Here is a 12,386-nt window from a genome sequence, read left to right as displayed (position 1 = left end):
TTCACATGGATGAAGCAACAATCAAAAGTATGGCTGCCGAATTGGCTAAAGGTCTAAAAACACCAGAAGACTTAAACCAAATGACAGCAGTCTTTAAAAAATTCATGATTGAAACTGCACTCAATACTGAACTTTCAGACCATCTCGGTTATGAAAAGCATCAGCCCAAGAAAGGCTCAAATAGCCGTAATGGGTTTAGTTCTAAAACCATTACAACTCAAGATGGACAACTGGCTTTAGATATTCCCCGTGATCGAGAAGGTTCATTTGAGCCACAAATTATCAAAAAGCACCAAACACGCATCACCAGTATGGATGACCAAATCCTCTCACTGTATGCAAAAGGAATGACTAATAGGGAAATTGTAGCCTTCTTCAAAGAAATGTACGATGCCGATGTGTCAGCATCTCTCATCAGCAAAGTTACCGATGCTGTGATTGAGCAAGTGACTGAGTGGCAAAATAGAGCCTTAGATAGCCTTTATCCTGTTGTCTATCTTGACTGTATTGTTGTCAAAGTCCGTCAGCACTCCAATGTGATTAACAAGTCCGTATACCTTGCTTTAGGCATCAATATGGATGGGCAAAAAGAATTACTGGGTATGTGGATTGCTCAGACAGAAGGTGCCAAATTCTGGCTGTCAGTCATGACAGAGCTAAAAAATCGAGGAGTACAGGACATTCTTGTTGCCTGTGTAGATGGATTAAAAGGCTTCCCTGACGCGATAGCCTCTGTTTACCCTCATACTGATATTCAACTGTGTATCGTGCATGTTGTACGCAATAGCCTGAGATTTGTAAGCTGGAAAGACTACAAAGCTGTTACGTCGGGTCTGAAAGCGATTTATCAGGCAAGTACAGAGGAAAATGCTTTAAAATCCCTAGACATCTTCTGTGATCAATGGAATCACCAGTATCCCAAAATTGGAGAATCCTGGCGGGCCAATTGGGAAAATATCCGAACGATCTTTAGCTATCCAGCCGAAATACGTCATGCAATTTATACAACAAATGCGATTGAGTCGTTGAATAGCGTAATACGCCATTCAACGAAGAAAAGGAAAATCTTTTCATCTGATGACTCAGTAAAGAAGGTCATTTACTTAGCAACATCAAATGCTGCGAAGAAATGGACGATGCCAATTCAAAATTGGCGTTTAGCAATGAATTGGTTTACGATTCAGTTCGATGATCGATTAAAAGATCATTTATAAAAAATGGAACTTACACAAAATAATTTACAGGCTCACTGGTTATGAAGCGGTATATTGGGGAGCACAACTGTCTATCAAAAATTTATTTGATAAAGATTATTATGCAGGATTGCTCAATAGCAATATGGTTACGCTTGGAAACCCACGACAAATTAATTTTACGGTGAAATTTAAATATTAAAGTCTTGAATTCAACGTTCTAATTATTCAGATTTTATTATTTCGACTTTATATTTTAAGGCGCTACATACACCTTATTTATTTTTTTTAACGATTAAAAAAGGCGCATATATGCGCCATTTTTCCTTGTAACCATAGAATATGAATTAGGATATTCTAACGTTGCTGTTGATTAGATCGCTTTTGCTGGTCTTTTTGCTGATTTGGATTTTGCTGTTCTTGCTGACGTTGTTTGTCAGACTGTTGGTTATGCTGAGGTTGCTTAGACGGATTCGACTGTTGATCTTGTGACTGACCTTGTTGACGTTGATTAGACATAACAATGTTCCTCTTTTTCCTTTTTAAATCACCTTAGTCATTTAGAACTTAGCCATTTAAAATTAAGCTCAAACCTAAGATGTCCGTTCATGCTAGACCATAAGTTACGTTTACAATAATTCGGTATGTAAGATTATTTAATCTTATGTAAGATCAAAAATATAATTTTTTTTGTATTTTTTTTAAACAAGAATAGTTTAGCTTCTATTTCCACATTTCAATAAGAAAATAACTCACCTAATGTCACGGATCCTTACTCAAACTTACGCCTAAGTCTCCCTAAAATTTTATACAAGCGTATAAAAATATCTTTTTACTTCTTGTTTTTTCATTAAAGCTGCCTAAACTATGCCGATCTTTAGAGGATGTTCATCATGAAAAAGCAACTTGCTAAGTCTATTTTCAAACTTTCTGGCTGGTCATATCACATCGAACCCAATATTTTGGAAAACAAACAAGTGCTTATTGGCTTTGAGCACACCTCTAATATGGATGCCGTACTTTCACTGGCGCTGTTTGAGATTTTGGATATTAAAATTCATACACTGATTAAAAAAGAGCTTTTTAAAGGGCCGTTGAAACCCCTATTAGAAAAAATAGGAGGGATTCCCGTTGATCGTAAAGCCAGTAAAGATATCGTCTCACAAATGGTTGAGTTATTTGAAACGCATGAAAGCTTCAATCTGGTGATTGCTCCAGAAGGAACCCGTGCAAAAAATGGCGAAGCACGTAAACCTATTCGTACAGGTTTTTGGCATATTGCAAAAGCAGCCAATGTTCCAATCGTGATGATGTATGCCAATGCGAAAACCAAACAAGGTGGCATTTTAGGCAAAATTTATCCTTCCGATCTCAATCAGGATTTGCAAACCATCCAACGACTTTATAAAGAAAAAGTTGGGTTAGATGTATGTATTCCAGAATCTAAACAATAACGTTTGTTGATTTTTCAAAAGCCAACCTCTTCCTCCTAAAAATAGGCTTATGGTAGAATCTGCACAATTTGATCGGGTACTCTCCCCCATCCTTAAGGAGCATATTGCAACATGGCAGGTCATTCCAAATGGGCAAACACCAAGCATCGTAAAGCAAAACAAGATGCCAGCCGTGCTAAAGTTTTTACCAAATACATTCGTGAAATTGTCACCGCAGCAAAATTGGGTGGCGCTGAGGCAGCAAGTAACCCGCGTTTACGTGCTGTAGTTGAAAAAGCATTGTCGGTAAATATGACCCGCGATGCCATTAATCGTGCGATTCAGCGCGGTGCTGGCGGTGAAGATAATGATGATCTCAACGAAGTCACCTATGAAGGATATGGCGTCGGCGGTGTTGCGGTTTTAGTTGAAACCATGACGGATAACCTGAATCGTACTGTACCTGATGTTCGCCATTGCTTTAGCAAAACCAATGGAAACTTAGGCACGAATGGTTCTGTGTCTTATCTATTTACCAAGCGTGGTGAAATCAGCTTTGAAGATGTGTCTTTAGAAGACAAAATCATGGAAGTGGCACTCGAAGCTGGTGCAGATGATATTGAAATTGAAGAAGACGGTATTTTAGTCATTACTTCGCCTGAAAGCTTTGGTGATGTACAAGATGCATTGACAGCAGCAGATTTAAAATCTGACAATGCCGAAGTGGTAATGAGTCCATCGACCAAAGCAGAAATTACAGATATCGAGCAAGCAAAACAAATCTTGAAAATGATTGATATGCTTGAAGATCTGGATGATGTGCAAAACGTCTATACCAATGTTGAATTTTCAGACGATGTATTAGCACAACTTGATGCTTAATATGACTTAAAAAGAACGCGCTTGATGCGCGTTTTTTTATACTTTATTTAAAAGCTTATAGCAGTTAAATACATTATATTCCTTAATTACGAAACTTGAATGAAGTGCTACGACATTGTCAATTTTTCCAATTCTACGCAGCAAAATATCACTATAATCATCCATATTTCGGGCAACCAATTCTAAAATAAAATCAGCACTCTGCCCTGTTACCAAAAATGCATTGGTGACTTCTGGAATATCTTCAATTTCAGTTAAAAATTTATCAAAGGTTTCGGTATCATGTTTACTTAAAGAAACTTGTAGCAAGATATGCAAAGTAAACCCAAGCTTCGCAAAATTAATATCACGCTTTAGACTGCTCATGATATTGGTTTCTATTAAATGCTTAATACGTCGATGCACCGAACTGACTGAAAGACTGATCCGCTCAGAAAGTTCATTTAGATTGACATCTTCATGGGTTAATATTTCAAGAATTTGTTTGTCAAAACGATCGAGTTCCATCGTTACTCCACAAGCTTAATCGTGATATTTGAGTGTATTGGAACTTTTATAATGCTTGAATTTTTACAGGGTCAAGGGAAAACATCTGTTTACTTGTGACGACTCTTTCACCGATAAGTGAATTCATCTTGCAATTAACTTGTGGTCAATCCTGTCAAAGCTGAGTCGAGACCTTTTGGGCTAGATCTGCGTATCTCCCAATCCGCAGACCACTCTTCTCAATCCCCATCACACCCTGATCTATAAAGTACCAATATCTGTACGAGATTATTTCCCTAAAATAAGAAAAAACCAAGCTAAATCTAAATTATTTTTCATTAAAAATAAATTTTATGTAATTTATTTCCAAATTATGATAATTAATTGACTATAACTGTCAGCTTACCGCCTATAATTAATAAAATTTACTTTAAAAACCAAGAGAGAAAGAGCGATCGACCTCTAAAGGAATATTTAGATAATTGCAATAAATTGGAACATGCATGATTTATTTTAGGACTTTTTAATGCCGATTATTCTGAATAAAAAATTTAGAGTTTTCAAAGATTACATATAGTTATCTTGTTTAATTCTTTTTCTTCATATTGACTATTTTTTTGGATGTTTTTCAACCAAACACAAAAGACTCATTAGTCTGTCTTAATTATTGGCATTATTCTTGTTAGTAAGAACACGAAGCTTTTTTTGATTTCAGCTTTTACTATTATCCTTGGAGTTATCGTGATCAAACTTAATAAATTAGTACTCTGTATGAGTACATTAGGACTCTCTACAATCTCACTTCCAACATTTGCAGCAGCAAGTGAACAACAAGAAATTCAACAATTACGTGCAGAAGTCGCAGAACTTCGCGCATTAATTCAACAACAGGCGGCAACTCAGAAACAAATCGTGGCAGAGCAAAAAGCACGTCCAGTGGTTGTGGCTTCTGCACCTGCGGTGGTCGTGGCACAAGCTCCTGCCGCACCTGCGCCTGCTAATACAAAACCAGGTTGGTTCACTCTACCAGATGGTCAAACTCAGGTTAAACTTTATGGTAGCGTCCGTGCAGATGCGACTTATGACTTTAAAGGTACCAATGCGGATACCACCAATATCAATAACCCAACCAACAAAGTTCCTTTAAACTCTGCCAATGCGACCGAAGATGCACTGAATGTGACTGCGGCAACGACTCGTTTTGGATTGGATTTCTCTCGTCCAAGTGATATTGGTGAGATTACTGGTAAAATTGAAGCCGACTTTATGGGCTCGTCTGGCACAAACGGAACGGGATCATTACGTGTTCGTCATGCCTATGTTAATGTTGGAAAATGGTTGGCAGGTCAAACCACTTCTCCATTTGTAAACGTTGATACCGCACCTGAAACAGTCGACTTCAATGGCCCAATGGGCTATGGATCAACACGTACCGTTCAGGTTCGTTATACTCAGCCAATTGATGCCAATCAAAAACTGTTACTGGCATTAGAAGGCGGTGATGTGGATAACATTACCACAGGCAATACCACAGTGAATGCAAATGGTGTCACCTCAAGTGGTGGTAACCGTTTTCCTGCATTCACTGCACGTTATGATTTTAAAACGGCTGATAATAAATTCTTAGTTCAAGCACATGCACTTTTGCATGAAAATCGTATCTCAAGCAATGACAGTAACGACGAAGAGAAACTGGGCTGGGGGATTGGTTTAGGCGCAAAATATAAAATTACCGATGTAGATACCGTATTTGCTAACTACTATCATGTTAAGGGTGATAACCGTTATTTACTTTATGGCAACCCTGCTTATGTTGCTTCAAGCAATACTGATGGTAGCTTGAATATTTCAGAAAGTGAGTTTAACTCTGGCCTGATTGGATATTCACGTACATGGAGTCCAAAACTGAGATCAACGATTGCTGCGGGCGGTATTTGGTATAAAGACGACAATGGCTACGCTGATTTTGCTTCACGTGCAGCAACTACGGCAGCAACCCGCGATGGCTTGAATAAAACGTTGTATAACATCATCGTCAATTCATTCTATAGTCCAACCAAAGCGATTGATTTGGGTGTGGAATATACCTATGGTCAACGTAAGATTTTTGAACAGCTTGATCCAAATAAATCAGACGATGGTGATTATTCACGTCTAAACTTGATGGCTAAATATAACTTCTAGGTTTTTTGCGATTTAGAAAACCACAGATATATTCTGTGGTTTTTTATTACAAATCTTTATATTTAAGCAATAAAAAAGAGCCGATATCTCGGCTCTCCTTTCAACTACATAGACTTAATGCATCATCTGGATCTTGTCTAAAAATAATTTGGCACGATCATGACGTGCATGTAAATTACCGAAAAATTCGCTAGTCGCACAATCTTCCAGAATTTTACCTTCATCCATAAAAATGACGCGATTCGATACACGTTTGGCAAAGCCCATTTCATGCGTTACACACATCATAGTCATGCCTTCGTTTGCAAGCTGCATCATGACTTCTAAAACTTCACCGACCATCTCAGGGTCAAGCGCAGATGTAGGCTCATCAAACAACATACAAATCGGATCCATCGAAAGACCACGCGCAATCGCGACACGTTGCTGCTGACCACCAGACAACTGTCCTGGAAATTTGTCTTTGTGAGCCAGTAAACCGACCCGTTCCAGATACTTGATTCCCTTTTCACGTGCTTCAACGGATGAACGCTTGAGCACCTTAACTTGAGCCACAGTTAAATTCTCAAGCACTGTCATGTGGGGAAAGAGTTCAAAATGCTGGAAGACCATTCCGACTTTGGAACGAAATTTGGCAAGATTAGTTTTAGGATCGCGTAATGACACGCCATCTACCAAAATATTACCTTCCTGAATCGGTTCCAATGCATTAACTGTTTTAATCAATGTCGATTTTCCAGAACCTGAAGGCCCACAAACCACAACCACTTCACCTTTTTCAATACTGGTAGTGCAATCTGTTAAAACCTGAAAATCACCATACCATTTAGAGATATGTTGGATGTCTATCATTGGCATTTAAAATCTCCAATTAGCGAATGATGGCAATTTTCTGCTGTAATCGTTTCACGAGTTGCGAAAGCAAGAACGAACTACAGAAATAAACCAGTGCTACAATAAAATAAAAAGTTGCTTTAGTTTCAGGCCCATAGGTATTCGCCAGTGTATCGGCACGACCTAAAAAGTCAGGTGCGCTGATGACATAAACCAGTGAAATATCCTGAAATAAAATAATCGTTTGTGTCAAAAGTACAGGTAACATATTGCGAAAAGCCTGTGGTAACACCACATATTTCATGGATTGACCGTAGGTAAAACCCAATGCATAACCTGCATTCACCTGACCTTTAGAGACAGACTGGATACCCGAACGCACAATTTCTGAAAAGAATGCAGCTTCAAAAATCGCAAACGTTACCACACTGGAAAAAAGTGGGCCCCAGTAGGTATCTGATTGGAAGGCAAACACTTTTGGCAACAGAAAATAGAAGATAAAAATGACCTGAATCAGTGGAATGCCACGAAAAACATCCACATAAAACTTGGCAAAATTACGTGCCACAAAGTTATTGGATAAACGCATCATTGCCAAAGGTGTACCAATCAGGATGCCGCCAATCATCGATAGGACTGTCACCGTCAGGGTAAAAATAAAACCTTCTTTTAATGCATGAATCACATCAGGATTTTGTAATAAACTAAAGTCCATATTACTTCCCTCCTGAACCTAAACCAGGCACAGCCATTCTTTTTTCAATCCATGCCATCACAAATTTAATGCCATAGGTAATGATGAGATAAACAGGTGTAGATAAAATGAGAATCACAATATCCTGAGAAGTCTCTTCACGCATGGTTTTGGTATAAGCAAAGAAGTTCAATACACTTAAGGCATACAGCACCGCTGAGTTCTTAAATACATTCATGGCTTCAGATGTAATTGTTGGCCAAACGATACGATATGCAACAGGTAAAACTACATAGCGATAGCTTTGTCCTGTGGTAAAACCCAGCGCAGACGCCGCATATTTTTGACCACGTGAGACTGTGCTAATACCTGCACGAACATGTTCAGAAACTCGCGCGGCCGTATAAAGTCCCAACGCAAAAACACCAATAACAGCAGGATGCGTGTTTAAAATATTTTTCCACCAACCTCCCGCAACGATATCTCCACTGCCTGAACTCAAACTATCTGGTAAAAACTCAGGAAATACAAAAGCCCAGAAGAAAAGCTGTACGATTAAAGGAATATTACGAAAAATCTCAACATAGCAATTCCCAATAAATGCTAAAGGCTTATTAGGTAAAGTTCGAATAATGCCGAGTAATGAGCCCAAGAAAAATGCAATCAAAAATGCAGCAAATGATGTCCAAACCATGGTAAATACGCCTGAACCTAACATTTGAAGCCATGTAGGTGCATCGGCGTAAGGAGAATAACTTGCGCTACCTAATGCTTTACAGACAGACTCAGCCCACGCAGCTTTATCCAGTCCATATTCATTCGATTCAGCACAAAATGCAGTCCAGTTTAATGAGCCAACTGACATAGCTGCCCCTTTTATTAAAGTTCAAAAAAGCACAGCTCATGCAGCTAAATTCACTACATGAGCCAACAATTAACCTACCCTTATTTAGAGTTAAAAGTCAGTGCTAAATACCTGCATCTGTAGGATTCGCTTTTAATTTTTTGAACGACTGACTTTGTGGCATGTTCAGATTGGTATTTTTAGGAGGAATCGCAGATTGGAACCATTTTTTATACAAAGCATCCATCTGACCAGATTTCCACATTCCTTTTACGGTACGATCGGCCACCGCCTTAAATTTTGGATCATCTTTTGCAATCATGATGCCATAAGGTTCAGAAGATAGAACTGGCCCTACAATGGCAAACTCTTTTGGATTCGAAGACTTGGCAATAAGTCCTGCAAGAATATTATCATCCATGACAAATGCTGCTGCACGGCCAGAAGCCATCATTGCAAAGGAGTCCGCATGATCTTTACCATAAATGTTTTGCACATTAATTTTTTGACCACGCTCATTCATTTTGATGTATTTATCAGAGGTTGTACCCTGAGTCGTTACCACTGCTTTACCGTTTAAATCAGCAAGACTCTTAATGCCTGAATTAGCTTTAACCGCCATTCGCACTTCTGTTGCATAATAGTTAGTCGAAAAACCAACCTGCTCTTGACGTTGTTTCGAGTTAGTCGTCGTTCCACATTCCATATCAATATTGCCTGATAAAAGTTCAGGAATACGGGTAGATGAAGTAACCGCCTTATACTCTACTTTAAGATTTGGCATCTTAAGATCTTTCTTGATTTCATTGGCAAAGTTATTACAAATATCTACTGCATAACCGACTGGTTTACCGCCAACAACATAAGAAATTGGATCGGAAGATTCACGATGTCCAATCACAATTTTTCCACTTTTTTGAATTTTTGCCAAAGTATCGGCAGCCTGAACCTGTGTTGCTCCTCCGACTGTAAAAACCATAAGTGCTGATACAAGTAATGAGGTTGCTGAATGTTTCATAAAAACTCCTTGATTATAAGTTCTCCTCCTTTGGTATCTATTTGTATTATTCAACGATACTAAAGGATGAGCCTGTTTTTCCTAGTTGCAATTATCAAGCCAACTTTTAATTATTACTTATTATCGATTGATAATAGCTCTTTTTATACGCTTTTGAAAAAAAATGAAAAGGTTAAAAAATTCCTTTTTTGTTATACTTTAGTTTTAGTTATGGTTGTTTTTAGCTTAAGTGTCTTTTTTTTAAACAGTTTATTTAAATCATCTTAAAAAAATACGTCTCAATTGTGCACAAATTTAAAAAAATGCAACATCAATGAGCATTTCAACACAAAAACCAACATCACTGACATCTCTGGAGCAATTTCATCGCCTATAAAATTACGCTACATTTTTGTCAAATTTTAAAAGCACCTATTGTTTAATTCTTTTTATCAATCATCCTTACCTGAATTGTGCGTTTAGAAATATAGACTTTTAATAAACAACTCCATGGCACGTTGACTCTGCATGCTCTCTTTTGTGAAAAGCGCTCTTGAAAACTGAAGATGAATACCATTTATAGATTATGAGCTGATGATCATCACAATATCGTTGATTTATTCATATTTGAAACCATATAGATAGAGTCTCTCACTGCACTGTAAACCGTCTTTACAGTCAGCATTGAGTTTTTTTGCTATACTGTTTTTTTGAATATTTGATGTCTTAAATATTCAATTTATTATGTAGAGAACTAACTTCCTTATGATTCCAAATGCCTGTTGCGAACTTCCACAAACCAAACGAGGTCACGAACGACGTTTGGCACTTTTGCTCAGTGCAACGGAGCTTTTTTTGGAACGTGGTTACGATGCGGTATCTCTGGATGATATTGTCCATCATGCAGGTGTTTCAAAAGCGTCTATTTATAAATATTTTGGTAGTAAAGAAGGTCTTTTTAAGGCCATTTGTGACTACAGACGTGAACTTTTTTTTAAAAATATATGTGTGGCGTTTAATAGTCATGAGGATTTGAGAAGTTATCTCATCCAGACTTTAATTGGGTTTTATCAGAAAATTACCTGTGTAGAAAATGCAGCCTTTATGCGTCTTGTCATTGAACGCTCGCAAAGTGATCCAGAGTTGGCTTTGTATCTTCATGAAAGAGGCCCTGAATACGTTCAAAAAACAATAGCTTGTGCTTTGGCACAAGCGACTCAACAAGGCAAAATCAACTGTTCGCAACCGCTTCATTCTGCAATTATGTATTTTGGTATTTTACGTAATATTGAATGGAAAGTGACGATGGGCGTTCCCATGAAAATTGATGATCAGGAAATTTTGGATCATATCGAATATTGCGTTGATGTTTTTTTAAACGGTCATAGAATCAGCTAATTTCTTTGCATTTTCAATCACGTGTAGTATAGTATTCGATTCTTTTTTCGTTCATTTATCAGCAACTAATTGTTGTTTAACAACAATTATTGTGGAGTAACCATGGCTCTACGGCATTTCTTAACTTTACGTGACTTATCTTCTTCAGAACTTCAACGCATTTTAGCTCGTGCAAGTGAACTAAAACGCTTACAGCATGAGAAACAGATATTTCAGCCTTTTGTTGGTAAAGTTCTAGGAATGATTTTTGAGAAATCAAGTACACGTACCCGTATTTCTTTTGAGGCTGGAATTAATCAATTTGGTGGCAGTGCAATTTTTCTTTCACCACGTGATACCCAATTAGGTCGCGGTGAACCGATTGAAGATTCTGCCCGTGTTATTTCAAGCATGCTTGATATTGTCATGATCCGTACTTTTGGGCATGAAATTGTTGAACAATTTGCTTCGTACTCTAAAGTGCCCGTGATTAATGGCTTAACCGATGATCACCATCCTTGTCAGCTTTTAGCTGATCTACAAACCTATCAAGAACATCGTGGCAGTATTGAAGGTAAAACTGTGGCATGGATTGGTGATGGTAATAATATGTGTAATTCATATATTGAAGCTGCACATATGATGGGCTTTAAACTGAAAATTGCTTCACCTAAAGGCTATGAACCAAAACCTGAATTTTTGTCTGAATTTGCACATTGTGTTGAAGTTTTTGACAATGCAGAAGATGCAGCCGTCAATGCAGATTTGATTGTGACCGATGTTTGGGCAAGTATGGGACAAGAAGAAGAACAAAAGCTACGCGAACAGGCTTTTGCAAACTTTCAAGTCAATGAAAAACTCATGGATATAGCACATCCAGATTGCTTATTTATGCATTGTTTACCCGCGCATCGTGGCGAAGAAATCTCTGAACATATGCTAGATCATAAAAATTCTGTGGTTTGGGATGAAGCTGAAAATCGCCTACATGCGCAAAAGGCATTGATGGAATTCTTGCTAAACGAATAATCAAAATAAGATGTTTGATGTAAAAAAACGCTGTTTTAAAACAGCGTTTTTTATGTTTAAAATTAAAAGCAATTATCGGATCAAACCTTGCGGCTGCAAAATAATTAAACTCGCACCAATTAAAACCACGATGCCACCCAACAAATCCCAGCGTGTTAATGCAACCTGATCAACAAAACGCAACCACATCAGCGCTGTGAAAATATAGATCCCGCCATAAGCAGCATAAATGCGTCCTGAAGCAGTTGGATGCAAGGTTAAAAGCCATACAAATAATGCAAGGCTAGCTATGGTAGGAATCCATAACCATGTACTTTTCCCCTCTTTTAAAATTAAGTAGGGAAAATAGCAGCCCAATATTTCAGCAATAGCAGTGATTAAAAATAACCCGAATACACTGAGTATTCGGGTGATTGAGAAATCTTCTAGCATC

Annotated in this window: 13 protein-coding genes and 1 pseudogene; 7 read left to right on the top strand and 7 right to left on the bottom strand. The window is 37.9% G+C overall.

Going from position 1 to position 12,386, the window contains the following annotated elements; all coding sequences use genetic code 11:
- Positions 1-5: 5 nt before the first annotated feature.
- Positions 6-1,214 carry an IS256-like element ISAba26 family transposase gene (locus tag I6L31_RS01900; protein WP_000343018.1) on the top strand — a complete coding sequence of 403 codons (1,209 nt, stop codon included), beginning with the start codon at positions 6-8 and terminating at the stop codon, positions 1,212-1,214.
- A gap of 37 nt (positions 1,215-1,251) precedes the next feature.
- Positions 1,252-1,395: pseudogene (locus tag I6L31_RS18275) on the top strand (hypothetical protein); the annotation flags it as partial.
- Between the two features lie 155 nt (positions 1,396-1,550).
- Here the strand turns inward: I6L31_RS18275 and I6L31_RS01895 are convergent.
- Positions 1,551-1,712 (bottom strand): hypothetical protein, encoded by a 162-nt coding sequence (locus I6L31_RS01895; RefSeq protein ID WP_005004094.1) that lies wholly within the window; start codon positions 1,710-1,712, stop codon positions 1,551-1,553.
- A 374-nt stretch (positions 1,713-2,086) separates the two neighbouring features.
- On the opposite strand from I6L31_RS01895, the gene I6L31_RS01890 reads away from it, so the two are divergent.
- Entirely contained in the window at positions 2,087-2,647 is a 561-nt protein-coding gene (locus tag I6L31_RS01890; RefSeq protein WP_004989238.1) for a 1-acyl-sn-glycerol-3-phosphate acyltransferase, read from the top strand.
- A 111-nt stretch (positions 2,648-2,758) separates the two neighbouring features.
- A complete protein-coding gene (locus tag I6L31_RS01885; RefSeq protein WP_005004093.1) occupies positions 2,759-3,508 on the top strand; it encodes a YebC/PmpR family DNA-binding transcriptional regulator in 750 nt (249 codons plus the stop codon).
- Positions 3,509-3,544: 36 nt separating this feature from the next.
- On the opposite strand, the gene I6L31_RS01880 is transcribed toward I6L31_RS01885, so the two are convergent.
- A complete protein-coding gene (locus I6L31_RS01880; protein WP_004989241.1) occupies positions 3,545-4,015 on the bottom strand; it encodes an Lrp/AsnC family transcriptional regulator in 471 nt (156 codons plus the stop codon).
- A 720-nt stretch (positions 4,016-4,735) separates the two neighbouring features.
- Between I6L31_RS01880 and I6L31_RS01875 the strand changes: the two genes are divergently transcribed.
- Positions 4,736-6,178 carry a DcaP family trimeric outer membrane transporter gene (locus tag I6L31_RS01875; protein WP_004989243.1) on the top strand — a complete coding sequence of 481 codons (1,443 nt, stop codon included), beginning with the start codon at positions 4,736-4,738 and terminating at the stop codon, positions 6,176-6,178.
- A 114-nt stretch (positions 6,179-6,292) separates the two neighbouring features.
- Here I6L31_RS01875 and I6L31_RS01870 read toward each other — a convergent pair whose 3' ends face one another.
- From I6L31_RS01870 to I6L31_RS01855, 4 genes are all read right to left on the bottom strand, one after another.
- The gene (locus tag I6L31_RS01870; RefSeq protein ID WP_004989245.1) at positions 6,293-7,036 is read right to left on the bottom strand and encodes an amino acid ABC transporter ATP-binding protein; all 744 of its coding nucleotides are present in this window, start codon (positions 7,034-7,036) and stop codon (positions 6,293-6,295) included.
- Positions 7,037-7,049: 13 nt separating this feature from the next.
- On the bottom strand, positions 7,050-7,727 hold the full coding sequence (locus tag I6L31_RS01865; RefSeq protein ID WP_004989246.1) for an amino acid ABC transporter permease: 678 nt from the start codon (positions 7,725-7,727) through the stop codon (positions 7,050-7,052).
- A gap of 1 nt (position 7,728) precedes the next feature.
- A complete protein-coding gene (locus I6L31_RS01860; protein WP_004989247.1) occupies positions 7,729-8,571 on the bottom strand; it encodes an amino acid ABC transporter permease in 843 nt (280 codons plus the stop codon).
- A gap of 103 nt (positions 8,572-8,674) precedes the next feature.
- Positions 8,675-9,568, bottom strand: coding sequence for an amino acid ABC transporter substrate-binding protein (locus I6L31_RS01855; RefSeq protein ID WP_004989248.1), 894 nt, complete (start codon positions 9,566-9,568; stop codon positions 8,675-8,677).
- A 744-nt stretch (positions 9,569-10,312) separates the two neighbouring features.
- Between I6L31_RS01855 and I6L31_RS01850 the strand changes: the two genes are divergently transcribed.
- The gene (locus I6L31_RS01850; protein ID WP_004989249.1) at positions 10,313-10,945 is read left to right on the top strand and encodes a TetR/AcrR family transcriptional regulator; all 633 of its coding nucleotides are present in this window, start codon (positions 10,313-10,315) and stop codon (positions 10,943-10,945) included.
- A 102-nt stretch (positions 10,946-11,047) separates the two neighbouring features.
- Entirely contained in the window at positions 11,048-11,953 is a 906-nt protein-coding gene (argF, locus tag I6L31_RS01845; protein WP_004989252.1) for an ornithine carbamoyltransferase, read from the top strand.
- Positions 11,954-12,025: 72 nt separating this feature from the next.
- Here argF and I6L31_RS01840 read toward each other — a convergent pair whose 3' ends face one another.
- On the bottom strand, positions 12,026-12,385 hold the full coding sequence (locus tag I6L31_RS01840) for a YnfA family protein (RefSeq protein WP_004989254.1): 360 nt from the start codon (positions 12,383-12,385) through the stop codon (positions 12,026-12,028).
- Between the last annotated feature and the right edge of the window lies 1 nt (position 12,386).

It is taken from the genome of Acinetobacter septicus, from assembly GCF_019355975.1.
Taxonomy (GTDB): Bacteria; Pseudomonadota; Gammaproteobacteria; order Pseudomonadales; family Moraxellaceae; genus Acinetobacter; species Acinetobacter ursingii.
The sequence above is the reverse complement of the archived record's forward strand: the minus strand, read 5'-3'. Positions and strand labels throughout refer to the sequence as shown.